This window comes from Neptunomonas sp. CHC150, from assembly GCF_030397555.1.
Classification (GTDB): domain Bacteria; phylum Pseudomonadota; class Gammaproteobacteria; order Pseudomonadales; family Balneatricaceae; genus Neptunomonas; species Neptunomonas phycophila.
Genome location: NZ_JAPNXU010000002.1, coordinates 111,041 through 135,838, shown reverse-complemented (window position 1 = coordinate 135,838; position 24,798 = coordinate 111,041). Strand labels below are relative to the sequence as shown.

The 24,798-nt window shown below is 46.5% G+C and carries 22 protein-coding genes; 11 read left to right on the top strand and 11 right to left on the bottom strand.

Features of this window, described 5'->3' with window-relative positions:
* Positions 1–38 precede the first annotated feature (38 nt).
* Positions 39–1,070, bottom strand: a complete 1,032-nt coding sequence (locus tag OW491_RS02320) for a DUF2971 domain-containing protein (protein WP_290034516.1) — start codon at positions 1,068–1,070, stop codon at positions 39–41.
* Positions 1,071–1,537: 467 nt separating this feature from the next.
* Between OW491_RS02320 and OW491_RS02315 the strand changes: the two genes are divergently transcribed.
* Genes OW491_RS02315 through astB form a run of 5 tightly spaced genes read left to right on the top strand, consistent with a single transcriptional unit; the run spans position 1,538 to position 7,785 of the window.
* A complete protein-coding gene (locus tag OW491_RS02315) occupies positions 1,538–2,815 on the top strand; it encodes a hydrolase (RefSeq protein WP_290034515.1) in 1,278 nt (425 codons plus the stop codon).
* Positions 2,806–3,876: an arginine N-succinyltransferase gene (locus tag OW491_RS02310; protein ID WP_290034514.1), complete on the top strand. Its 1,071-nt coding sequence runs from the start codon at positions 2,806–2,808 to the stop codon at positions 3,874–3,876. Before OW491_RS02315 ends, OW491_RS02310 begins: the two co-directional genes overlap by 10 nt.
* Before the next feature lie 13 nt (positions 3,877–3,889).
* The gene (gene astA, locus OW491_RS02305) at positions 3,890–4,930 is read left to right on the top strand and encodes an arginine N-succinyltransferase (protein ID WP_075172922.1); all 1,041 of its coding nucleotides are present in this window, start codon (positions 3,890–3,892) and stop codon (positions 4,928–4,930) included.
* Positions 4,931–6,397 carry a succinylglutamate-semialdehyde dehydrogenase gene (gene astD / locus OW491_RS02300; protein WP_290034513.1) on the top strand — a complete coding sequence of 489 codons (1,467 nt, stop codon included), beginning with the start codon at positions 4,931–4,933 and terminating at the stop codon, positions 6,395–6,397. It begins immediately after the preceding gene.
* A 17-nt stretch (positions 6,398–6,414) separates the two neighbouring features.
* Positions 6,415–7,785: an N-succinylarginine dihydrolase gene (astB, locus tag OW491_RS02295; protein ID WP_075178529.1), complete on the top strand. Its 1,371-nt coding sequence runs from the start codon at positions 6,415–6,417 to the stop codon at positions 7,783–7,785.
* Positions 7,786–7,795: 10 nt separating this feature from the next.
* Here the strand turns inward: astB and OW491_RS02290 are convergent, their stop codons facing one another.
* Positions 7,796–8,278 (bottom strand): Lrp/AsnC family transcriptional regulator, encoded by a 483-nt coding sequence (locus OW491_RS02290; RefSeq protein ID WP_083610010.1) that lies wholly within the window; start codon positions 8,276–8,278, stop codon positions 7,796–7,798.
* A 281-nt stretch (positions 8,279–8,559) separates the two neighbouring features.
* Between OW491_RS02290 and OW491_RS02285 the strand changes: the two genes are divergently transcribed.
* Entirely contained in the window at positions 8,560–9,633 is a 1,074-nt protein-coding gene (locus OW491_RS02285) for an arginine N-succinyltransferase (protein ID WP_290034512.1), read from the top strand.
* Between the two features lie 32 nt (positions 9,634–9,665).
* Here OW491_RS02285 and OW491_RS02280 read toward each other — a convergent pair whose 3' ends face one another.
* Entirely contained in the window at positions 9,666–10,475 is an 810-nt protein-coding gene (locus tag OW491_RS02280; RefSeq protein ID WP_290034511.1) for a DUF1338 domain-containing protein, read from the bottom strand.
* A gap of 279 nt (positions 10,476–10,754) precedes the next feature.
* Here OW491_RS02280 and OW491_RS02275 point away from each other — a divergent pair, with 279 nt between their 5' ends.
* Both OW491_RS02275 and OW491_RS02270 read left to right on the top strand, forming a co-directional pair.
* Positions 10,755–11,792 carry a hypothetical protein gene (locus tag OW491_RS02275; RefSeq protein ID WP_290034510.1) on the top strand — a complete coding sequence of 346 codons (1,038 nt, stop codon included), beginning with the start codon at positions 10,755–10,757 and terminating at the stop codon, positions 11,790–11,792.
* Between the two features lie 261 nt (positions 11,793–12,053).
* A complete protein-coding gene (locus OW491_RS02270) occupies positions 12,054–12,839 on the top strand; it encodes a cyclase family protein (protein ID WP_075172929.1) in 786 nt (261 codons plus the stop codon).
* A 126-nt stretch (positions 12,840–12,965) separates the two neighbouring features.
* Here OW491_RS02270 and OW491_RS02265 read toward each other — a convergent pair whose 3' ends face one another.
* The 3 genes from OW491_RS02265 to OW491_RS02255 all read right to left on the bottom strand — a co-directional run bounded on the left by OW491_RS02265 (position 12,966) and on the right by OW491_RS02255 (position 16,280).
* Positions 12,966–14,045: a fumarylacetoacetate hydrolase family protein gene (locus OW491_RS02265; RefSeq protein WP_075172930.1), complete on the bottom strand. Its 1,080-nt coding sequence runs from the start codon at positions 14,043–14,045 to the stop codon at positions 12,966–12,968.
* A gap of 45 nt (positions 14,046–14,090) precedes the next feature.
* On the bottom strand, positions 14,091–15,029 hold the full coding sequence (locus tag OW491_RS02260) for a VOC family protein (RefSeq protein ID WP_075172931.1): 939 nt from the start codon (positions 15,027–15,029) through the stop codon (positions 14,091–14,093).
* A 201-nt stretch (positions 15,030–15,230) separates the two neighbouring features.
* A complete protein-coding gene (locus OW491_RS02255) occupies positions 15,231–16,280 on the bottom strand; it encodes an amidohydrolase family protein (RefSeq protein WP_290034509.1) in 1,050 nt (349 codons plus the stop codon).
* Positions 16,281–16,423: 143 nt separating this feature from the next.
* Here OW491_RS02255 and OW491_RS02250 point away from each other — a divergent pair, with 143 nt between their 5' ends.
* Positions 16,424–17,332, top strand: a complete 909-nt coding sequence (locus OW491_RS02250) for a LysR family transcriptional regulator (RefSeq protein ID WP_075172933.1) — start codon at positions 16,424–16,426, stop codon at positions 17,330–17,332.
* A gap of 74 nt (positions 17,333–17,406) precedes the next feature.
* Here the strand turns inward: OW491_RS02250 and OW491_RS02245 are convergent, their stop codons facing one another.
* The gene (locus OW491_RS02245) at positions 17,407–18,306 is read right to left on the bottom strand and encodes a LysR substrate-binding domain-containing protein (protein WP_075172934.1); all 900 of its coding nucleotides are present in this window, start codon (positions 18,304–18,306) and stop codon (positions 17,407–17,409) included.
* Positions 18,307–18,696: 390 nt separating this feature from the next.
* Here OW491_RS02245 and OW491_RS02240 point away from each other — a divergent pair, with 390 nt between their 5' ends.
* Positions 18,697–19,761 (top strand): aromatic ring-hydroxylating dioxygenase subunit alpha, encoded by a 1,065-nt coding sequence (locus tag OW491_RS02240; protein ID WP_075172935.1) that lies wholly within the window; start codon positions 18,697–18,699, stop codon positions 19,759–19,761.
* Positions 19,762–19,924: 163 nt separating this feature from the next.
* Positions 19,925–20,881 carry a PDR/VanB family oxidoreductase gene (locus tag OW491_RS02235; protein WP_290034508.1) on the top strand — a complete coding sequence of 319 codons (957 nt, stop codon included), beginning with the start codon at positions 19,925–19,927 and terminating at the stop codon, positions 20,879–20,881.
* Positions 20,882–20,994: 113 nt separating this feature from the next.
* On the opposite strand, the gene OW491_RS02230 is transcribed toward OW491_RS02235, so the two are convergent.
* From OW491_RS02230 to OW491_RS02215, 4 genes are all read right to left on the bottom strand, one after another.
* Positions 20,995–21,981 (bottom strand): NAD-dependent epimerase/dehydratase family protein, encoded by a 987-nt coding sequence (locus OW491_RS02230; protein WP_290034507.1) that lies wholly within the window; start codon positions 21,979–21,981, stop codon positions 20,995–20,997.
* A gap of 21 nt (positions 21,982–22,002) precedes the next feature.
* Positions 22,003–22,992 carry a fumarylacetoacetate hydrolase family protein gene (locus tag OW491_RS02225; protein ID WP_290034506.1) on the bottom strand — a complete coding sequence of 330 codons (990 nt, stop codon included), beginning with the start codon at positions 22,990–22,992 and terminating at the stop codon, positions 22,003–22,005.
* Positions 22,993–23,020: 28 nt separating this feature from the next.
* Positions 23,021–23,596 (bottom strand): cupin domain-containing protein, encoded by a 576-nt coding sequence (locus OW491_RS02220; protein ID WP_075172939.1) that lies wholly within the window; start codon positions 23,594–23,596, stop codon positions 23,021–23,023.
* Positions 23,597–23,663: 67 nt separating this feature from the next.
* On the bottom strand, positions 23,664–24,794 hold the full coding sequence (locus OW491_RS02215) for an FAD-dependent oxidoreductase (protein ID WP_290034505.1): 1,131 nt from the start codon (positions 24,792–24,794) through the stop codon (positions 23,664–23,666).
* Positions 24,795–24,798: the final 4 nt, after the last annotated feature.

The following is a 24,798-nucleotide window of genomic DNA, read 5'->3' as shown; positions in this document are numbered from 1 at the left end:
CTGGGGGTAAACCGAAGCGCAGCGTAGGCTTGTCCCTGCTACACGCTTTCATGCTCAAGATCTGTTATTGCTGAATACCTTTCATCAATTTGTTCTGGAGTAAGATACATATTCTCATATCGATATTCTGATCTTTGATACTGGCCGAAAAATACTGGCTTCCCTGGCTGACTTTTATCGTGACTCACTTCAACCATTTGAACTTCACTACAATATGGCTCTCGCCGTACAATCTCAGCCATTTTATGTAGGTAAGGAGAAAATTCAGACCATTTCTCATGTAAAGTACTTGGATCAACCGCATATTCAGCAATAGGAGCAATCGAATACAAATGTTTCACATCTGTTGGATATTGGTCATCAATAGCTTCGGCACCAAACTTATATGATTTATTTTTTAAATGAATCTGATAGTATTTAATTCCTCTACCACAAAGACTTTTCATTACTTCCTGCTTTCTTTCTTCAGGCATTCGGAGCCCGAAATAAATAGCTTTTACAGCCCTGTAATCATAGTGTTGGAGGCCCGCTACAGAAGTAACCACTCTAATTTCTTTTTCATGAGCCCATCTTTTAGACTTAATGCCAATAAGTTTCTGAATAAAACTGACTTTGTCCTTAATTTTTAACATATCATTGATATGAAGGCTAGGCGGATTATTACTGTAGTTGACGTCAAATGTGTGATAATCGTTTCGGCCAAAATAAACCAAGGTATCTAATTCATATTCAATGCAAAAGCCCTCATGGCCGTTTGCATAGTGGGCCCACATCAATTCGTCTGTGCCGTTTTTACTAAGTGAATAAATTCCTACTGAATCTTTTTTTTCAATAAGTTCTCTTAGTGATTGCTTAACTGCTTCTGCAGAACTCGACACTTCTTTGCTGCCTCTCCCAAGAAGCCCAGCAGTCAAATCAATTTGGGTTAGAAGGTCTTCGTGAAAAACCAATCCTTCGCATGGATCATTCAACCTATTAATAGTTGGAGACCAGAAAGTATCTTTTTCTAAAGATTCGAGATCTCTAATAAATATACCTTCATCCCCACCCCTATATTTAAAAACTCTCACTTGTCTCGGATCTCGCTTATATGTGTAACATTTTCATCCACACGCATGCGCGTTTACACCCCTGACTATAAAATCAGGAATAGCATTTAACGTATTGTTTAATAAAACATAAGTGAGGTTATTCAAAAAGTACGGCTCCCTGTAAACGCGCATGCGCATGATCATTCTTGGCTGGGCGCGTTATCTTCCCTGTTGATAACGGTAGTTCCTTGATTATGGATGCTTTTCTCGCTTTGTCCAGTGGCAAAGCGTGCCTTCTTTAGAGTGTAAACGCGCACGTTTTTACTCAAACACAAAATACACTGTATAAACGGTTATGTTTTAACCCGAGTTATCCACCGCTCTAAAATACTCATTAAAAGACGCATTTTTGAAATTAAGGTCGCTTAAGCAGCAGATATCACACGCTAGATGTCCAATAATGGTAGAGGTATAGGCGGTTTCTTTGATTACCTAGGGGTCTGATAGTGAGTTCTGAAACATTTGCACCGTGGTTAGAGTGGTTGGACACCCAGCAAACGATGATGCTGGAGCAAACGATAGCACTGGCGTCGATTAACTCGGGTACGTTACATGCCGAAGGGGTTAACCGTGTCGCGGATGCGTTAATTGAGCTGGCCAGCGGTTTGGGCGGTGAGGTTGAGCGTTTGCCGGTAGCCCCTTATGTGTCGGTGAACACACAAGGCGTTAAGCAGGAGTCTTTACTGGGTGATGCGGTGCGGATTACTAAACGGCCCGATGCTCCCTTGCAGGTGTTTTTTTGCGGGCACATGGATACCGTATTCCCTAAAGACAGCGCGTTTCAGACCGTTACTTGGCTTGACGATAACACCATCAACGGCCCCGGAGTAGCCGACCTTAAAGGTGGGCTATTGGTGATGCTAAAAGCAATTGAGGCGTTTGAGCGATCGCCGTGGGCGGATCAGATTGGTTGGCAGATTTTGTTCAACCCCGACGAAGAGATAGGCTCGCCCTCTTCGGCTGCGTTGATTGCAGAGGCGGCGTCAAAAGTGGATGTAGGGATGATTTACGAGCCCTGCATGCCCGATGGCAATTTAGCGGGTGCGCGCAAAGGCAGTGGTAATTTTACGCTGGTCGTTAATGGTAAAGCTGCCCATGCGGGACGCGAGCACCACCTTGGCCGCAATGCGATCCGTGCGGTTAGCGATTTTGTATCAGCGTTGGATGATCTAAACGGCCAGCGTGACGGTATAACCATCAACCCCGGCTTTATTCAAGGCGGTGGTGCAGTGAATATTGTGCCGGATTTATGCACCATGCGGTTCAACATCCGCTTAGAGCGTACCGAAGACGAAAGCTGGTGCACTCAACATATCGATGCGTTGCTCCAGCAGCTCAATAGCCGCGATGGTATCCATGCCGAGCTGCACGGTGGCTTTGGCCGCAAGCCCAAACAACTAACACCGGCTAACACCCAATTGTTTGAATGGCTAAAGGCCTGCGGCAACGACTTGGGTATGTCGTTAAGTTGGCACCCCACGGGCGGTTGCTGTGATGGTAATAACTTAGCGGCTGCTGGTATTCCTAATATTGATACCTTGGGCGTGCAAGGCGGTAGCATCCATTCGGATCAAGAGTACATGTTCGTTAACAGCTTAAGCGAGCGTGCTAAGCTCAGCGCATTGCTATTAATGAAATTAGCCACCGAGGATACCCGCTGGTTAACAACAACTAAGATCTCAACAACCAAGACCTCAACTACTGGAGACAAACCATGTTGTTAGTGAGGCCTGTTACTTTTGCAGATTTACCTGGGCTAGAACGTTTGGCGGTTATATCCGGCGGCAGCATGACAACCTTACCGGCTAACCGCGATCACTTAAGCGATTTGATTAACCGCACGCAACAATCGTTACGCAAAGAGGTAACGCGCTACGGTGATGAGAGTTATCACTTTGTGCTAGAAGATACCGATACCGGATCGATTGTGGGCATAAGCGGTATTGATGCGTGCGTTGGGCTGAATACGCCTTTTTATAGCTATCGCTTAGATGAGATTGTGCATGCGTCTCAGGATCTACAAATTCATAACCGTATCCCCTCGTTACATCTATGTCAGGATTACACAGGCGCTGCTCGGTTATGCACGCTGTTTATCGATGCAGACTACCGCACCGCCGAGAACCTCAGTTTGCTGTCGCGTGCCCGTTTTCTATTTATTGCCCAACACCCAGAGCGCTTTTCGGATCGGCTGATTGCCGAGATTCAAGGCGTAGCCGATGACCAAAACCGCTCGCCGTTTTGGGAATGCGTGGGTAATCATTTCTTCTTTATGGATTTTACCCGGGCTAACTATTTAACCGGTATTAACTCCAAAGGCTTTATTGCCGAGTTAATGCCACATTATCCGCTGTATGTTCCGCTATTACCGGAGGCCGCACAAGAGGTGATTGGTGTAGCGCGCGCCGATATGAACCCAGTGGTTGAGTTGCTTAAAACCGAAGGTTTTGGCACCAGCCGCTATGTGGATATTTTTGACGCGGGGCCTACACTGGAAACACGCACAGCCTACGCTAAATCGGTGATTCAAAGCCAACTGAGCACGGGTCTACAATGCCTAGCAACCCATGAAGGGGATACACCGCTATTGGTCAGTAACACGCTACTCACCCATTTCCGCTGTATACAGGCGCAAGCCACGCAAGATGCAGACACGATTGCCGCGTTAAGTGCTGCTTTACAATTAGAGGCGGACACCCCTCAGGAGACTTATAAAACACACGCTCCTAACCAGACCGACACCACACAAATACGAACAGAGCCACAAACACGATGCGTCGTGTAGGAGAAATCGCTTTATGATGGTAATCCGCCCTGTAAAGGACGAGGATTATGCAGGTTTACGAGAACTAGGCCGTTTAACCGGGCCTGGTTTCACCTCGCTGCAAGATAATGACACCCAAGTAAAAGCCAAATTAGACCGTGGCGTAGCGGCCTTTTCTTCGGACAAGCCCGCTAAAGAAGCCCTCTATTTATTTGTCATGGAAGATACCGACACTCACGAAATTGTTGGTGTGTGCGGGGTTGAATCGGCTGTGGGGTTATCCGAGCCTTGGTATAACTACCGAGTTGGCACCATGGTGCACGCGTCGCGGGAGCTCAATGTATACAACCAGTTTAATACGCTAACAATTACGAACGACCACACCGGTTGTGCCGAGTTATGCACCCTCTTTTTAAAACCCGATGCGCGCGAAGGTAAAAATGGCTCACTGCTCTCCAAATCGCGTTTTCTGTTTATGGCGGAATACCCCAAGCACTTTAGCCAGCGCTTGATTGCTGAGATGCGCGGTTATTCTGATGAAAACGGCGTATCGCCTTTTTGGGAAGGTTTAGGCCGTCATTTCTTCTCGATGGACTTTGATAAGGCTGATCAGTTCTCCGCCATGAATAAAGTCTTTATTGCTGAGCTAATGCCGCTCAACGCGATCTATACCAACCTGCTACCCAAAGAGGCACAGGAGGCTATTGGCAAGACGCATAACTTCACGACACCGGCGCGGCGTATGCTCGAAAACGAAGGTATGCGCTATTCAGGCTATGTGGATATCTTTGATGCCGGACCAACCCTGGAAGCCCAAGTTAATGATATCCGTGCGATTCGTAAGAGTCAGTACGTAAAAATCCAGCTAGAAATGGATGATGAGCAAGCGCATGAGGATAACGATCAATACCTGATCAGTAACACGCGCTTTGCCAACTATCGCTGTTGTGTATCTGCGATTAATAAAATTAGTCGTAATCTTATTTCGGTTCCTCCGGCCGTCGCAAAGGCTCTGGAGATTGAAGATGGCAGTACGGTTCGTATCGTGCCGCTATCGACTAAAAGGAGAGTATAAATGCCCGGTTTATATATCAATGGCGAATGGTTAACAGGCCAAGGTGAGCTTTTTTATTCACTTAACCCTGCCACTGGAGAGCCAGTATGGGAAGGTGAAGCCGCCAATGCAGAACAGGTGGATGCGGCCGTGTCAGCGGCGAGATTAGCGGCTAACCAGTGGGCATTTGTTGGGTTTGATGCACGCTGCGCGATTGCGCGGGCTTATGCCAAGCTGTTAGACGAGCACAAAGAAACGCTAGGCCGCACCATTGCCGAAGAAACGGGTAAACCCTACTGGGAATCGCTCACCGAAGTAACCGCCATGGTGAATAAAATAGAGATCTCTATTAACGCGGCCATTGAGCGAACTGGGCAAAAAGTCTCTGATGTGCCGGGTGCAAAAGCCGTGCTGCGTCATAAACCGCATGGTGTTGTGGCTGTATTTGGCCCTTACAACTTTCCGGGGCATTTGCCGAACGGACATATTGTTCCGGCACTAATTGCGGGTAACACGGTGGTATTTAAGCCAAGCGAGCTAACCCCTCATGTCGCTGAGCAAATGGTGGGGCTTTGGGCGCAGGCCGGTTTACCCGCCGGTGTCCTTAACTTGGTGCAAGGTGAAAAAGACACCGGGATTGCTTTAGCCAATCACGCTGGTTTGGATGGCCTGTTTTTTACTGGCAGCTCAAACACAGGGCACTTATTGCATAAACAGTTTGCGGGCCATCCGGGTAAAATCCTCGCCTTAGAGATGGGCGGTAATAACCCGCTAATCATCGATGAAGTGGCAGATACTAAAGCCGCCGTTTACGAGACGCTGCAGTCAGCGTTTATTACCTCAGGCCAGCGTTGTACTTGTGCACGTCGCTTGTTTGTCCCGAAAGGCGCATTTGGTGATCAGTTTATCGAGCAGCTTACGCAAGCGATTAAGGCTATTCGCGTGGGCGAGCAATTTGCTGAGCCGACACCGTTTATGGGTAGCTTGATTTCAGAACGGGCAGCCGATGGTATGGTGGCGGCGCAGTCCGCGCTCATTGAACTCGGCGCTACCTCATTAGTTAACTTGGTAAAAATCAAACCAGGCACTGGTTTTGTGTCGCCGGGGTTAATTGATGTAACCGCCATCACGGATTTGCCTGACGAGGAATACTTTGGCCCCTTGCTGCAAGTGATTCGCTACAACGATTTCGACGACGCGATAGCTGGGGCTAATAAAACCAGCTTTGGCTTATCGGCTGGATTATTCAGCGATAGCGAAGCGAATTACGACACTTTTTACCAGCACATACGCGCCGGTATTGTGAATTTTAACAAGCAGCTTACCGGTGCTAGCAGCACGGCTCCTTTTGGAGGCGTAGGTGCCAGCGGAAACCACCGAGCCAGCGCCTATTATGCAGCCGACTACTGCTCATATCCGGTGGCGGGTTTAGAAGCCGATAAGCTCGCATTGCCGGCCACCTATTCACCGGGTATTACGCTGGATTAAACGAGGTAGCACCACTCATGAGTTCAACTGACGGATTATCAGCACCCCATCACGGTGCTATCGAAGCCAACTTTGATGGTCTGGTGGGCCCTACGCACAACTATGCGGGCTTATCGTCTGGTAACTTGGCATCGCAAAAGCATTCATCGCAGGCATCTAACCCCAAAGAGGCTGCCTTACAGGGCTTAGCTAAAATGAAAGCCTTGCACGATTTGGGGTTAGTGCAAGGGGTATTAGCACCGCAAGAGCGCCCCGACATCCATACGCTTCGGCATCTGGGTTTTAGCGGAAGCGACAGCCAAGTGCTACAAAAAGCGCAGCAGCAAGCCCCCCGCATTTTAGCGGCTTGTTGCTCGGCCTCTAGCATGTGGACGGCTAATGCGGCAACGGTATCACCCAGCGCTGACACCGCCGACGGCCGTGTGCACTTTACACCGGCTAACCTCACTAACAAGTTTCATCGATCGATCGAGCACCCTGTAACCGGTCGTATTCTACAAGCGACCTTCAATAATGATGAGCACTTCGCCCACCACCCTGCTTTACCCAATGTTGAGCATTTTGGTGATGAAGGTGCCGCTAACCACACGCGTTTTTGCCATGAGTATGGCGACCCGGGCGTGGAGTTTTTTGTGTTTGGCCGCTATGCCTTCGATCACAGCCAGCCGGCGCCTAAACTATTCCCAGCTCGCCACACGTTTGAAGCCTCGCAAGCGGTAGCCCGTTTGCACGGCTTATCAGCAAACGCCGTTGTATTCGCGCAGCAAAACCCCGATGTGATCGATCAAGGTGTGTTCCATAACGACGTGATCGCTGTAGGTAACCGCAATACATTATTTTGCCATCAAGAAGCATTTTTAAACCCGCATGATGTGTACGAACAGCTCAACCAAGCGATGCAGGATAAATTCAATATTATTGAGGTTCCTTCTAGCTTGGTATCCGTACAGGATGCGGTGAGCAGTTACTTATTTAATAGCCAGTTGCTCACCATTAACAGCAAAACCACCTTGGTTGTTCCAGAAGAATGCCGCCATAACCCAGCGGTATGGGGATACTTAGAAGGCTTGGTGGCCAGCAAAATGCCCGTCGATGCACTTAAGGTTTTTGATCTAAAACAAAGCATGAGCAACGGCGGCGGCCCTGCTTGCTTGCGTTTGCGTGTGGTTTTAAATAGTAGCGAACTTGCAGCCACCAATGAAAACACGCTTATGAATGATGCGCTGTATAACCGTCTGTGTGCATGGGTAGAGCAACACTATCGTGACCGACTGACTGAGCATGATTTAGCAGACCCCGCGTTGCTAGACGAATCACGCCAAGCGCTTGATGAGCTCACCCACATACTGAAACTGGGCTCGGTTTATCCGTTTCAACGCACTCCTTAGACAGGGTCGTCTAAGCAGGATCATCCAACAAAGCCGATAACGGATAGCCTGAAAAAGGCTTTCCGTTTTCTAATACAACATGGCTACTAATGTGAACCTTACCGGGTAACAGATCTAAAATTTGATCATTCACCGCATTGTAGCGCGGCATATCAGCCGCAATAATTCGCAAAAAAAGATCGATCGCTCCGCTCACGGTATAGCTTTCGACCACTTCGGGAATGGCTTCTACCGCATCTCTAAATTCCCTAAAGCGCTCGGTACTCTGGTCTTGCACACTCACCGTGGCTATCACAGTAACAGAGCGGCACAAACTATGAAGATCGATTGCAGCTAGATAACCAGTAAGCACACCCGCTGCTTCTAACTTACGCACCCGGTTTAAACAAGCGCTGGGCGACAAACCCACCGAATCAGCAAGATGCTGATTAGTGATGCGAGCATCGTGTTGCAGCAACGAAATAATCTTTCTGTCCAACCGGTCTATATCCACGTTACAACACTCCATGCACGCACTTATTTAATGAAACATTGACTTAATATACCCCAAAGCCCAGCGCACAAGCGGCTTAACAGGCTACACAATCACAGTATAGCGGCTTAGGTAGCCCTCTTCTTTGAGTAAAGCGACAAAATATTCTGCGGTGTAGGTTTAGGTAAACGAGAGTTTCTGCAATTTAGGCCTAATAAATGAACAGCACATTTGCCAATGGCTTACCTAAAATAAACACACTAACTATAACTAACGCTAACTGACCCAGTGTGGAGAATGCCATGTACCTGTTGCGCCCTTGCCAGACCAACGATCTTGCGGCATTGCTTGCTCTTTCTGAATTAACAGGCGCGGGTATGACATCCATGCCATGCGACCTTGAACACTGGAAACAAAAAATTGATGTGTCCCAACAGTCGTTCTCGGCCACACCGGCGCGCAGCGGTAGCTACTTTATGGTTTTGGAAGATCACACCACGGGCGAGATTGTTGGTACAACGGCCATTTACACCGGCCTTGCGCTCACGCACCCTTTTTATGCATTCCGTGTAAGTGAGCAACAGCGTACTCATGATGCACTCAACATTTGTCGCTCTTCTCAGGTGCTTGAACGGGTAAGCGAATATACTGGCGCAACCGAAATAGGCTCTTTGTTTCTTGCGCCTGATCACCGTTTACCCGGTTTGGGCCAACTGCTTTCGCGCGCACGCTTTTTACTAATGGCGGATGCCCCCGAGCGTTTTGGTGATCGTATTTTTGCCGAGCTACGAGGCTGGCAGAACGCACAAGGCCAATCACCTTTGTGGGAATCATTAGGTCAACGTTTTATGGGGATTACCTTTGATCAGGCCGTGGCTTATACCGCCGAGGCGGGTTTAGCATTTGCCGAGGAATTGCTCCCCGATTACCCTATCTGTATCGATTTGTTAGCCGAAGAGGCACAAGCCGTTATCGGACGGCCACATGATTCATCCGCACCCGCTCTCGCTATGCTCAAACGCGAAGGCTTTCAGTGGCAAGGTTTAATCGATCTATTTGATGGTGGCCCTCATGTTGAAAGCTCACTTGGTCATATTCAAACCGTCAAACACAGCACAGTATCATCGGTTGATATTGTTCCTAGTGATGATGATCTACCGCTCAACCACCAGCCGACACTCATCAGTAATACGGATGTGCTTAACTTCCGTGTGACACTAGCGCCAGCAGCAGCCTTACCCAATGGTCAGTTGGTCATCACGCAAGCCACAGCGGATGCTTTACTCGTTACTTCGCATCAAGGCGCTGTTGTTCGCTGCGTCCCCCTTAATCGTCAGCAAAACCACCAACAAAAAACCGCCATAAAGGCGGCTTAGTGTGTACCAATAACACGCGTGATGCTCAGCAGTTAGCTGGCATGGGTCGATTCGAAAATTTTATCGGCATTGGCTTCTCTAAAACCCTGATAAAGTTTGTTGGCATTGTCCGGGTCTGGATAACGGCGGGCAAATTCGTAAAAGCAGGTCGGGATTTCGTGTGGGTCATCACCGGCAAACAATATCGTCATTTTGTCAGCCATCGTTGAGCCTTGCTCCAACAACGCGGCAGGCGAGCCTTTAACCTCACCACCCGATGTATTCACACTAAAACCGGCTTGCTTAACGCGGTGCAGCACTTCTTCTATCGAGTGTGATGATTTTAAGTGGTTAACACTCACCGTAAAGTGATTAGCACGCAATCCTAAAGCCAGCAACCATGCTCCGTACTCACTTTCGGCTAAGACCTGTTGGTACTCATCCCAAGTGGGGGCATTCCAATGTCGGCCAGACCAAAATAACTCAGGGGCTAACGCCGTGGCCTCGCTAATCTGATCGGTGTAGCGGGCAATGATTGCTTGGCTAGCCTCACTTAACTTCTCGGTTAATAATTCTGAGCAAAACACTTTAGGCACTTGATTGTCAGGATGGATATAACTGTGCGCCCTCAGCTTTTTCTCTTTAAATTGGTAGCTATCTTGACGCTCATAGCCTAACGAGAGAATGACTGTTTCCAATTTATCCAGCGAAACGGGTGTGTGTGCAAAGGTTCTAAAGGCCACGTGGTCATTTACCACGACACCATCCGTGGTGGCAAAGAGCTGATGTACCTTTTCGGCTTGCGGTGCAATCAACAGATAGTCATGCCATAGAGATTGGTAAAACTCCGTCACTTTATTCACACATTTACTCCCTTCACGATCATAATTATTTGTTGCAGTGTCGCGCGAGTCACCAACGCATGCAAGCCACTAAGACTAAAGACAATAGCCTGTGTCGACTTCTACCAAAACAAGGTCGCATTCTTTAAAAAGCCTTATTAAATAAGACGAAAACGCTAATATTCAGCTTTGAGGGATTACACTAGCCGCAAATGTGATATAACAAGTTTATAATTGATTATAAATTATACAAGCAGGCGTCCATGCTTGCCGTTGTGCAACCGACAAGGAGTTCGTTGTATGTTATTGCCCTTTAAACGAAACGCTACATTGACCTCTGTTGCTTTAGCAAGCAGCCTATTATTAACAGCCTGCGGTGGAGGCGGTGGTGGGGGTAGCTCATCAAGTAGTAGCAGCACAGATACACCCGATGTCCCGGAATCTGGGTATCGCGTCAGCCAAGTCCAATTAGATTACGACAATAATGGTACGCCCGACGCAACCGTTGCCATTACCTATGACAGCAACGGATCCATTGAGTCCGAAAACTACACCTACACCGATGATGGCACTCCCGATCTATTCCGCTTTTATCAGGGTTCTGGCGAGAGTGCTGAAGTATACAGCTACCAACATCTGCCATCGGGCCAGCTCAGCAACCTACACATTGAAAGTGCTTTACTAGAGTCCTTTAGCGAGTACACTTATAACTCATCCAACCAGCTGGCTACTGTGACAGAAACCATTACTAACGGAGCCAGCGTCTCTCAAAAGCGAACCACCTTTACTTATAGCAGTGGTCGCTTAACTGGCTATAACACCGTCAATACAGTGGATTCTAGCCCTATTTCGCGTGGTCAATTTTCCTATGATGGCGATGGCCGCATAGAAACTCAAACACAGGAAACTTGGCAAGCGGCTAGCTCTACTTGGTCAACCCTAACCTACACAACATCATGGACAGATGAAGGCTATATAGAAGAAGTGGCTGTTGATACTAATGACGATGGAAACGCGGACATTACCTTAGCCTACACCTATGGAAGCGGCGGCGAAGTTCTAAGCCGTGTGCGTACCGACTTTACCAACGATACTCAAGACTCGACCGTCACTTACCGATATTCGAGCAACAATATCCGCAACGGAGAAGATTGGGACCTAGGGTCCGACGGCTCAATCGACGCCACGCTTTCAATCACGGTTGCCAGTGAAGCCTGCCAATATTCGTATGGTTGGAATGCAGGCGCTACGGCTAATTTTGGCTACGAAGAAACAACCGATTACACACCAGGCTCTGGTGCATACCGTATTCGAGCTTGTATCACTCCCGGCGAGTAATCAGCGCGCGTTATACCAAGAGAGTGTTTTACTCATCAGTAGCACTCTCACATCACTGTACGTCCTCTTTCCTCTTTCCTACCTCCTCTTTCTTAATCGTTCACACTGCATGTTTAAAAAACAATAAAAAAACAAAGTCAAGTTTATTTTATCAACAGGTAGCATGCGTACTATCAACTTAATTGCATTACCTTTTTTCTTTACCATTGGATGGTTTGCCAAAGTACTAAGGCCCCATAATAAAAAGAGGTATGGATAAACATGAAACCATCACACACCAGACGCATCGTTGATCTGTCTGTTACCTTAGATAATAACCCTTATACCGATCCCCCTCCGTTACTTCCAAAGATCGATTATGTAGACCACCAAGAAGGCTGGCCAGAGATGGCCAACATGTTCCCGGGCCTTAAAAAAGAAGACATGCCAGGTGATGAAGCATGGGCCGTTGAAAAGATGGTCATGAGTGCTCATAACGGCACGCACATGGACGCGCCGTGGCATTACGCTTCTACAACCGATGGCGGTAAACCTGCCTACGGCATTGATCAGTTACCTCTAGACTGGTGCTTACAGCCGGGCGTCAAACTTGACTTTCGCCACTTCCCCGATGGACATATTATTACGGCGGAGCAAGTCGAGGCGGAGCTAAAGCGCATTAATCACGATTTACAGCCATTAGATATCGTATTGGTGAATACGCGTGCTGGCGCCATTTACGGCGAGCCTGGTTATTTAGAAGCAGGGGTTGGCATGGGCCGAGAAGCGACGTTGTATCTATTAGAACGTGGTGTGCGAGTTGTGGGAACAGACGCTTGGAGTTGGGATGCCCCCTTTAAATACACACGTGAGAAGTTTGCTGAATCGGGTGACGCGTCCATCATCTGGGAAGGCCACAAAGCTGGTAGAGATATTGGTTATGGCCAAATGGAAAAACTCTCTAACCTAGAAAGTTTACCGGCTAACGGCTTTATGGTCTCGTGCTTCCCCTACAAGATTAAAAATGGATCTGCGGGTTTTATCCGTGCCGTAGCTATATTTGATTAAACAAAAAAAAGAATGCTCGTTATTGAGCATTCTTTTTAGTCACTTTCTTGAATCTACGTCTGCGCTCTTATGTGTACAGCCTTATAATCAGGACGATTTTCTATCGCCCTGCCCCTATAAAAAGCCTTACCACTCAGTTTTAAAAGCACCATAAGTAGGCGTACGCCCATTCGTTTCTTCTTTAACTATGTTATTGCGTTGGCGACCTAAGTAAGTAATTGAGCTTTCCATCACATCGCCTTCTTTGAGCCAAAGCCCACCCAAGGTGGCTGCATTGCCCGGAGGCGAGCCCATAATTAATAAATCCCCTGGCAATAACTTAAGGCGCTCCGAAGCGTGAGATAACACTTGTTCAGGCGAAAAAATCATATCTTCTACTGGCCAATCCTGACGTTTCTCACCATTTACGTTTAAGCGTATTTGCATTTTATGACGATCAACAAACTCTTTAGGCACAGCAAAAGGACCAAAAGGTTTAAAATTGGGCTGGAATTTACTTACCCAATCAAAGTTAAACTTAATATCAGCTCGTTTAAATTCATCTACGGTGCCAATATCATTCACCATCACGTACGCTGCAATAAGATCATCAGCATCTTCAGGTCTTACATAACGCTCAGTTTTACCAATGATGATGCCTAATTCCAGCTCCCAATCTGGCTGCTCGCCAATCAGTGGTAAAGCCACGTCATCATTTGGCCCACACAGGGCAGAGTGCATGCCAATAAAAAAGAATGGCATACCTTCACGGCCACGACGATCCACTTCTTCATAGTTACGCTTAAAGAAAGCTTCGTCGTCTTCACCCGGTAGGCGTTTATCTTGGTTGAATTTGTTAAACGTCATCATTTCAGCAACGTGCTGACGATAATTAGACGCCGCGCAAATCATATTGGGATGTGCAAGCACAGGTAAGATCATTAACTGTTCAAAAGATTTTGCAGGACGATCAGGTTTGGCGGCAACGGCTTTCATCCACTCTAATGCTCGATCCCAATCGTTAAAAATAGCGTGGGTATCTACGTAACGGTCTGACAAGTCTAGTACATCACCGTTAGGCAATACCAAACCTGGGAAAGGCTCCTTACCTGCTTCTTGATAGGTACCTATTCCAAAAGTGCCTTCTACTAAACCGGTCGCCGGATTGATATTTTCCGGCTCTACTGCTGGCTCAACTAAATGCGCCATAAAATCATGTGAGCTCATAAGCTATATTCCTATCAATTATCTATGCCAAGTTGGATGGAGTGTTTATGCGAAATAACGATCCGGAGGATCAGAACTCCACACATCCATCTCAACTTCAGCAATGTTGTGTACACGCGAGCCATCACTAGCTTTTAACAAATCGGTATCGGAAAAGGTTTCGAAGCGATTACGGTTAGGGTCACGCCACACATCAAAAATATGACTACCGTGCGGATGACGCCCAACTCCCCACACCAACTCATAATCTTTTGATTCCAAATAACGATGAGTCATGAACTGCGCTTCAAAGTCTTGCGCTTCAAAACTAATGTGGTGGCAAGCCGTCTCGCCTGTTTGACTTTGCATAAGCGCAATCACATGATGATCAACGAGTTCCTCTCCACGGTCGAGGCGGCAAAAACCAACAATTTGAGCTTGCGGCTGACCTGGGATGTGGTAAACATCACTTGGGATAAGGCCTAACACATCTTTGTAAAAAGGCAGTGTTTCAACAAAACTTGGAATAAATAAGCCTACGTGTCCAAGACGAAATAGCTTGGCCGGTCCCATTGGACGTTTCGGCTCAAAGCGGCCTTCTCGGGTATATTGACCGGGAGCATTCATTTCTAAATGCTTGTAAGCTTCTTCTTTATTGACGCGCTCTACACCAAAAACCAAATCAATCTTAAAGCCATTGGGATCAGTTAACGTGACAGCCAACCCGCCGCCGGGCGTAGTTAATTCGCGAACAGGTGTGGCGCCATGTTTAGTGACGGCAATGTCGAGATCCTCTTTGGACTCAACTTCAAACGCTAACCCTAAAAACTTTGGCTCATGTGCTTTTTCGGCAATGTAGGCATATGCATCGCCTCCGCCAGTTCGCATAATTAATCGGTCTTCTGTTTTCTCTACCGTCAGCAAACCAAAGTCTTGTGCAAATGACTCGGTTTGGTCTAAGTCTGGTACTTGAAACGTAACATGGTGAGGGCTTTTAAGTCGCATACGGAGCTTTCTCCTTAACGTTTATTATTATGTTCGCTTTATTAAAAATTGCATAGACGCGCCTATTAGGGCGTTCATTGATTGAATTTCAAAATACGATAGGCCTTTAATCTATCAGCGTCTAATGAAATAAAATCCATTTATGTATAAGTGATACTTATAGGTAAGAGATAACACCCGTGCTCTTGTGCCGTCTTTGCACTACAACTTCACCTCAATCCCCAAGAGTTCTGCGGCATTCAAGCCCATGACCTTAGCTTTATCCGCTTCATCGAGCTCGTCATGAAAGGCCACGGGGTCAGGCTCTGCCATATCAAATGGGTAATCACTTCCTAAGCACAGACGATCAGATCCGTGTGTGCGCACCAATGAGGCTAGCTGCTCTTTATCAAACACTAACGTATCAAACCAAAGTTTGCGTAAATAACTGGAAGGAAGGTGCTGGCAGTGTTCACTACAGTCAGCCCGCGCACGCCACCCATGATCCATACGCCCCCAATAGCCGGGGATATAACCGCCGCCATGGGCAACACAAATTTTTAGGCCGGGATATCGATCAAGAACGCCACCAAATATTAAATGACTAACGGCGAGTGTGGATTCAAGCGGGTTACCGATAAGATTATTGAAGTAATACTCTTTCATGCGGTGCGCGTGCGTAAAGCCTAGCGGGTGTATAAACAGCAAAATACCCAGCGCTTCTGCTTCAGCAAAAAAAGGCTGAAGCACTTCATCATGCAAGTCTTTACCATTTACATTCGTGCTTATTTCGATCCCACGTAAGTTAAGCTCACTTGCACACCGGCGCATTTCAGTAATAGCCAAGTCGATGTCTTGCATAGGAACCGTGCCCATACCAACAAACCGCTCCGGGTTAGAGGCAACCGCATCTGCGATACCGTTGTTGATAGTTTGAGAAGCAGCTAAACCCGTTTCAGGATCGGTGTAATAGAAATATTGCCCAGGATTAGGCGATATAACTTGAACATCAATACCAAGCTTATCCATATCCTTAAGGCGTAAATTAATATTATTTAATGTGGCACCAATTTCACAAAATTGCGCACGGTTAACTTCATTGGATTTATCATTCGAAAATTCATGAATACCCGGTGGTGGGCCGGGGTATTTTTCTTGAACAATTTTATCTGCCGCAGGAACATTGAGGTGGCAATGAATATCAACCACCAAATGCTTCCCCTTCTGGTTTACTTGTATAAGATTCTTATTGGTACAACAATTAATACCCATGCGTTAAACCTATTTATAATAATTATTAGTCATTCAACTAATTTCCCACTTAGGTTTGCAGACGTCCAATCAGAATTAACCTTGTAATCAATAAGTGTGGCTGATAGCTTGGCTAAAATAATTCAACAAGTTACTTATGCTATATGAGATTCGACGGCTTAGATTTAAACTTATTAGTTGCCTTAGAGGCTTTAATTGAAGAGCGGCATGTTTCAGCAGCGGCGAGGCGCATTCATCTCAGCCAACCAGCCGTTACTGGTGCGCTAAAAAGACTCCGCGAATATTTCGAAGACGAACTTTTGGTGCAACGCGGTCGCCGAATGTTCCTTACCCCTAAAGCCGAGGCGCTCGCAGAGCCTGTGCGCAAAGCTTTACTACATATTCGTGGCGAGATCACGCGTGCAGGAAGCTTTGATCCAGCTACGACTGCTCGCCATTTTGTAATCGCCGCGTCTGACTATGCCTACACAACACTCTTGGCTGATGTAATTGTGAAAGCGGCAACACTCGCTCCTGCTGTTACTTTCGAGATTATCCCACCTAGCGAGCAAGCCAATGAGCGCTTTGATCGCGCTGAAATAGACCTGCTTTTAACCGTTGATAAGCTTGCTTTACCCGACCATACCTTTGTGGAGTTATGGCGCGATGACGAAGTCATTATCAGCTGGAAAGGGGCGGGGTTTACCAAGATAGACAAAGAAACTTTTTTATCATGTGGACATGCCATTGCCACCTTTGGCCCAGAGCGCAGACCCTCTGTTGCTGATTATTATATCGATAAAAGCGGTTGGAAACGTCGAGTAGAAGTTCAACTCTTAGAGTTTGGAGGTCTCTGCCAAGTCATTGTAGGAACCCAAAGACTCGCTACCATGCATAGACGTTATGCGCACCACTTTGCCAAGCTATACCCTATTCAGTTACACGAAACGTGGGAGCCATTCCCAGACTTAGTGGAAGGCGTGCAATGGCATACCGTTAGAGACTCAGACCCTGGACTTCAATGGTTAACCGAACAATTACAGCTGGCTGCAAAAGAACTACCACCGCACTAGTATTGCCGCAACGCTTACCGAAACCAACCGGTATTGTACTGGATGTCAATTTACAAAAATGGGTTATCCGAGCGTTAAATAGTCAAAGCGACATCGGCAATTAATGCTCGCAGCCAACGTAGGCCTTCATCATTTTCTCGGTCCCTATGGTATTGCATTGTTTGAGTTAATAGAGGGATTTCCATCGGCGGCTCAAGCACCCTAATTGGCATCGACTGGCTAACAATATCGGCTAACCGGCTATGAACTGTGGCAATACGCTGGGTGCCAATAATCAACATAGGCGGCGCCAACAGGTTTGATGTAGTGATTTCAACTCGCCTACTGACCCCGTAGTTTCCCATAAACCAACCATCAAATGCTGGAGCATGATTTTTACCGTAATTTACCGCTACGTGGCCAGCAGATTGGTAGTCTTCAAAGGTCAGTTTATCTGTGATTGTTGTATTACCTTCCCAACAAATACATTTATAACCTTCTTGATAAATTTCGTCGTATGGGTGGCCTTTCGTCACGAACTGCCTAGGAATAAACATCAGATCAATATCCCCTTTATCCAATAAATCTTCGTTACCCGTGGTAAGGATTTCTAATCGAAGGTGCGGGGACTCCTGAGCCAATCGACTAACAACACTTGGCATGAGCACCATTGTGGTTAGCTCAGATGCGATCACTCTGTAGCAACGATCATCAGTTTTAGGGTCAAATTGAGGCTTATTAATAATGGTATTTTCCATATCAATAAGAATACGTCGTACAGACTTAGATAAAGACTCTGCTAAAGGTGTAGGAACAAGGTCACGCCCCACAAGCACAAAGAGCTCATCATTAAAATATTGACGTAAGCGTGAGACCGCCGAGCTCATACCCGACTGGCTTAAATGAATACGCTCACCCGCTCGCGTGATATTTCGCTCACTTATCAACGCATCTAATGCAACCAACAAGTTTAAGTCCAGGCCTTTAAATCGCATAACCAACCCGCCATTATTTTTATAGTTATTTATCGTATTAAGTAATCTATTTTAGAGATTCAAATCATCAATTAATAGATCTTAATTTTACACTGTAGCCCCGCGGCCCATTAAAAATGGAAAGCCCAGCCATCTTTATAGCATCTATTTTAACGATACCTACCAACGCTGCTAAGGATTGGTGCCTAGCAAATTGCATTGTTATATTGCAGTGATGGCATGTGATTTAGCTAATTGCTGATAGATCAGCGTGTGGCGATGTAATCATTACACTCCTCAACGCTTATCTCTCAACCTTTAGCCAAAAAAGACAAGAAAACTGTACTTGTGAAGCTTGTGCACCAGAAGTACAGCAACAACGACAAAAAAAATAAAAGGAAAAGTATAATCATGTATCCATTTAATTTTAAAAGCTCCATCGTGCGTAATCGTTGGTATATGGCCGCCTTCTCTGACGAGATCACACGTGAACCAATGGAACGAACCCTGTTAAATAAACCTGTGGTCATGTATCGGAAAGAAAATGGGGATCCCGTAGCAATGTATGGCTTATGCCCTCACCGTTACTTACCTTTAGTACAGGGCCGTGTAGAGGGTGATTCGATCGTATGTGGCTATCACGGTTTTAAATTTGCCGACAACGGCGACTGCATCGACATTCCATCTCAAGACAAGGTGACCGGTAAAATTTGTCAGCCTGTTTACAAATTAGTAGAGCGCGGGCCTATCTGCTGGATTTGGATGGGAGATGACGATAAATGTGACTTAGATTTAATCCCGCCTTATGAAGATTTTGGCTTAGACCAACCCGGCTGGGACTTCCATTCGCCCAACTATTTTCACTTAGAAGGTAGATCACAGCTTTTAGTCGATAACTTAATGGATCTCACCCATTTACCTTACGTGCATCATCACATTGATGGTAAAGACGCGATGGCTAAAATTCCTTTGGTCACTGAAGAACATGAAAAAAGTTACCGCGTTTTACGCAATGGTAAAGCCCCCTGGAACGACTACTTCAAGATGGTATTTGGGCCAAAAGCAGAATTTGAAGGGCTGTGCGATTTTCAAATTAGAAGCGATTTTTACGGTCCCGAATTTATTTCTACCAGCCTTCCGATTATAACCGCCATTCCAGGACGAGATGACGTACCTAAAGAGCTAGGCACGTTAATGATTCTCCATGGAATAACACCAGAAACAGAAACAACGACACATTACTTTGGATTTTCTACCCGTAATTTCAGACTTTCTGATGAGGCACTTGATAACTTCCAACTGGCGGCCGATAAAAAAATCCGAGGCCAAGATGTAGTCGCCATCAATGCAGTTGAAGAAAGACTTGAGTTTGCTGTGCAGCAACAAAGAGAGTTGTTAGTGGCAGCGGACAAACCCGCTGTGCAGGTCCGCAGGAGAGTTGAAGCAATGCTCTCTGCAGAGAACCCGACACAATAAAGTACCAGTACACTTTCTGTAACGAATAACACATCGGTTAGCTAGCCCTTAGAGGCTGGTTAACCGTTGCTGCACTTTATGTATCCTTTTTTACCTGTGTACTCTTTTTTACGTTGCCTTAACGCGGTTTAAGACAACAAGAGAAAGAAAGGAATCCATTATTATGTTTGAAGTTATTATTCAAAATAAAATACAAGAAACACCGAATATTGCGAGTTTTGAGCTTGTGCGAGCCGATGGCCAAGCCATGCCTTTGTTTGAAACAGGTAGCCATATAGATGTGCACATATCCGACGCCTTTACCCGCCAATACTCTTTAATTAACCATTCGCGCTCCAATGAGTTTTATAAGATTGCCGTCTTAAATGATGCTAACTCCCGAGGCGGCTCTGTCGCGCTACATAAAAATTTCAATGTAGGTGACCGGCTGACTATTTCAGCCCCTCGCAACCTTTTCCCATTAAATGTGAACAGTGACAAAGTCATGTTATTCGCTGGCGGTATCGGTATTACCCCTATTATGTCTATGGCAATAGAGCTAGATAGTTTAGGGGTAGATTTTGAACTTCATTACCATACCCGCTCAAAGCAAGACACCGCTTTTTATCAACAATTATCAAGTGCGTCATTCTCTTCTAAGGTATTTTTTTACTTCGACGGCGTACCAGAAGCCAAAGGCCATAGCGTTGAAAGCGCCTTAGCCTCCTTCACAGATAATACCCATTTATATACGTGCGGCCCTGGCGGATATATGGATTATATTTTTAGCACCGCCCAGAATTTACATTGGAAAACTGAAAACCTGCATAAAGAAGTCTTTCAAGCGCAGCCAAAACCAACTGAATCAGGTGACAAGCCCTTCAAACTAATTCTAAGTCGCTCGGGCATCGAAATCGATGTAGATGTCCATCAAAGCGCACTTGAAGCCATAGAGGATGCCGGCGTTGATATCGACATGTCCTGCGAAATGGGGATATGTGGTGCTTGCTTGACCACCGTCATCGAAGGTCAGCCAGACCATAGAGACGAGTTCTTAACAGCTGATGAGAAGTCGAAAAATAATCAATTCACGCCCTGCTGCTCACGTGCATTGAGTGATTCATTGACCATAGACCTATAACCTAAACAAAAGTATTGCCACATAATTTATGAACAGAGCTTTTTGGTCGCCTCTATATGTCGCTAATTGCTCTGTTAGCAACCGCTTAACTGCGACCATGGCGCAACAATAACTTACGGTAAAGCACGTTCGACCAGCTTATTAAGACTTCCATCATGCTGAAACCCTGCAGAGTCTGCCAATGGGGTTTCTAGGGGTGGGAAGCAACCGAATAATTGCTCGATCATAGGATCAACATCGTAACGCACCAGTTCATGCGCCTTTTGCTGGTAAACCGAGCCTATTGCTGATACTAACTCAGCCATACTAAAACAAAGCGTTGGTAGGGTAAATGTCCTCCCTGCTTCCATTTTGCTCTCTTCAACGACGGCCGCATACATCAAATTTTCGACCACATTCGGTAATGACGATGCCCACGTTTTTGCCTCGGGAGACATCGGACAGACAAATGCGTGCCCTTGTGAGACTTGCCTAATGATGTCACTCAGAAAAGCTGACAGCTGCCCCGTTTCTGCAGGTGGACGAGCCAAAACACCAGGCAAACGCAGAGAGCGACCATCCACCCAGCCTCGGCGACTAAAGTCACTAATCATCACTTCACCTACCACCTTATGAGCGCCGTAACTCAATTGCGGGTTGAGTGGAGTGGCATCAGTAACTCGGTCAGGCAGTTGACCAAACACAGCTATACTACTAGCAAAGACCAACCTAGGTTTACCCTGACCTGCCAGCGTCTGCATTTTGCAGGCCTCTAGCAGTGTGATAGTGGCATCAATATTTACTTGACGCGCCAAGGCTTCATTCTGTTCTGCCATACCACCGGGAATACTGGCCAGATGAAAAATAACATCTATGGATGACTGTTTAAGAAGCTCAGACAACCATGTCTGATCAGCCAAGTCGCCGCTGTGCATTGCTATGGTTACGTTTTTCTTTACCGGCTTTGAGGGGAATGCGCTATCAAAGTGGCGATCGATCAACGTCAGTTCAGAAACGGCTTTTACCTCCCCTTCGCGTTTAAGCGAAGGGGGCATAGAAAGCAGGTAGTTGGTCAACGCTTGACCAACAAACCCATTAGCACCAGTGATTACAACATGCATGATGTGCCCTTTTTACTCTTTTTAAACGGAGGTGTTGGGCACAACTTTTTGCTCTATCACACCAAAAGGGCCTTCACGGCCGTCATCGAACACCGCTTGCATTCTCACCTTGTCACCAAAGCGCATAAATTGTGTTTTGATGTCGCCTAAGTCAATTTTTTCAATGACTCGTCGCTCAGCAATACATGCAGAACCCGCCGCTCTTGATTTATTAGATACGGTACCAGAGCCTAGTATGCAGCCAGCGGTCAGTTTCCGACTTCTTGCCGCATGCGCTATTAACTCAGGAAACGAAAAGTTCATTTCGCTGGCATGAGGCTCGCCAAAACGCTCATCGTTCCAAGTCACGTTCAGGTGCATATTGACACGGCCATTTTCCCAAGCGGCACCTAACTCATCCGGTGTTACGGCTATTGGTGCAAAACTTGACGAAGGCTTAGCCTGTAAAAAACCAAAGCCCGAGTTCATTTCTCGGGGGCCTAATGCTCGCAGGCTCCAATCGTTAATTTGAACAATTAATCGTATGGCTTGGGCCGCCTGCTCAACAGAAGCAGACATGGGAACTTCGGCCATCACGACACCAAACTCCCCTTCAAAATCAATTCCGTCAGCCTCGCTCGGCATTGGGATATCAACGGTTGGCCCCTGAAAATCATCGCTGGCTCCTTGATACATAACCGGAATTGTATCGAAGTCGGCAATAGGGTCTGTATTAAACGCTTCTTCCATTAATTTACCGTGATTTAAAAACGCTGAAGCGTCCAGCCACTGAGGGCTTCTCGGTAAAGGCGCGCTACAAACTGAGGGCTCAAAATCAAATGCATTGGATAGCAGGCCATCATTCAACTGTTGATATAAAGCTTGTAAGTCTGCCTCTACGGCTTGCCAGTTTTGAACAGCCGTTAATAAGTTAGGGGCGATGGCTGAAGCATCGACAGCCTTACGTAAATCGTTAGAAACTAAATGTAAACGACCATCTAATGTACCATCAGGTAATGTTGCAAATTTCATGTAATCTCCTTGTTCCGATAAACCTGATTTATGCGATAGCTTTAGCTAGTTGGTCGTCATATTGCCCACCTACTAGAATGAACAAAATACGGCACATCTTTCCAGAGCGATTAGCCCAGGCATGATTGGTTCCTCTTTGAACAACAACACTACCCGGCTTTAAGACGGCTTCATCTTTATCAACAATGAGTGTTAACTCGCCTTCTATCACGATGCCGTAATCAACTGATTCCGTGCGATGCATCAGAGGATGCGGGGAATCGTTTTTGACAGTTGAAAGGTTTTCATCACCCACACTCGAAAACATATCTTTCATTTTTTCGTGGCCGTGCTGTAAGTACTCTTGCGTGTCCGGTGGAATATCAACAAATCGAATACGCGTACCTTCTTGTGGGGGCGGCAATACAACATCCCCTAGCGTGGGATCCACTTCAGTGGCACTAATCGGCGCTGGAGTCTTACTGGTATTCCACACTTCATGAAAACGAGTGCCGGGAACCGCCTCAAGGTCTACAACCGTTTTTAAAGGGCTATTATCAATAATAACCGCGTGGCCATTCTCATCATGCCCAGTGACCACTCGGTAAATGTCAGGAAAGCTCATAAACCAGCCTCTTAAAAATAAAAAAAAGCAGCGATCTCGGATCAGGAATCACGCTGCCCAAAGGATGCTAGATAGGTTGGCTCAGCGCGATAAGAGACTCTTTCATGATATTAGAGTGCTCTTCCTTATCACCTCCATGTATCTCTATGCGAGAAAGTTGAGCTGAGTTTTCAACCACTAATCGGCAGCGCTCCCAACGACGCTTAAAAAAGTTGTCTAGAGCCGTATCAAGCTCATTTGTTTTTATCAATTCTTCTGCGAGCACGATTCCACTTTCGATACCAATACCAGCACCCGAAGCCAGATGTGGTGTAGTAGCAGCAACCGTATCTCCAATCATGACTAGACGCCCACGGTTCCAGGAATCTTTTACCAGCACATTAGCTAACGGGCGGTAATCAATATTCGCTGTTTCTTCATAAGCATGAGGTATAAGTGATTGAACCGTGGGATTAGGAAACTCTTCCATTAACTTGGCAAACCTTTCAGGCCAAGTGGCGCGGTCCATCCGCTCTTTGATAGGACGGTCTTCGGTAATAAACATATACATGTGGGTATCTGAGACGGGATTAACACCCAGCTTCAAGTGGTTACCAATCCACATATTGACTCGCTTAATCTCTGGTGGCCGCGGCATAATGGCTCGCCAAACACCTTGACCAATGTATTCTGGCTCGGGTTCTTGCGGGAAAAACTTTTTACGTAAGCCGGAGTTAACTCCATCCGCTCCAACAACTAAATCGTATTCTTGAGAGGTGCCATCCGTAAACTCGACTTTGGCACTCTCATTAGTCAATGTAATCTCTTTATAGGTACACCCTAGTCGTACATTTACACCAGAAGCGATGGTCGTCTCGGACATGATTCGAGCCAGTGTTGGCCTAAAAACCCCCCCACTTCCACCAACGCTAGACCCTACGGGGCTAGGGGTAGGCAGCTCCATTAATAAAGGCCCGTGGGCTAAGTGCATACTTACACCATCAGTGACACAACCTTTTTTTACAACTTCTTCATAAAGGCCAAGCGTTTCAAGTGCACGCAATGTAGCACCATTGATAGTGATCCCAGCACCTAGCTCACACCATTCAGGGTCGATCTCCACTAGATCCACTTTAAAGCCATTGCGCCGCATACTAATCGCTGCCGACATCCCGGAAAAACCACCACCAATAACCAACACGCTGTTTACAGCTGACATAGGC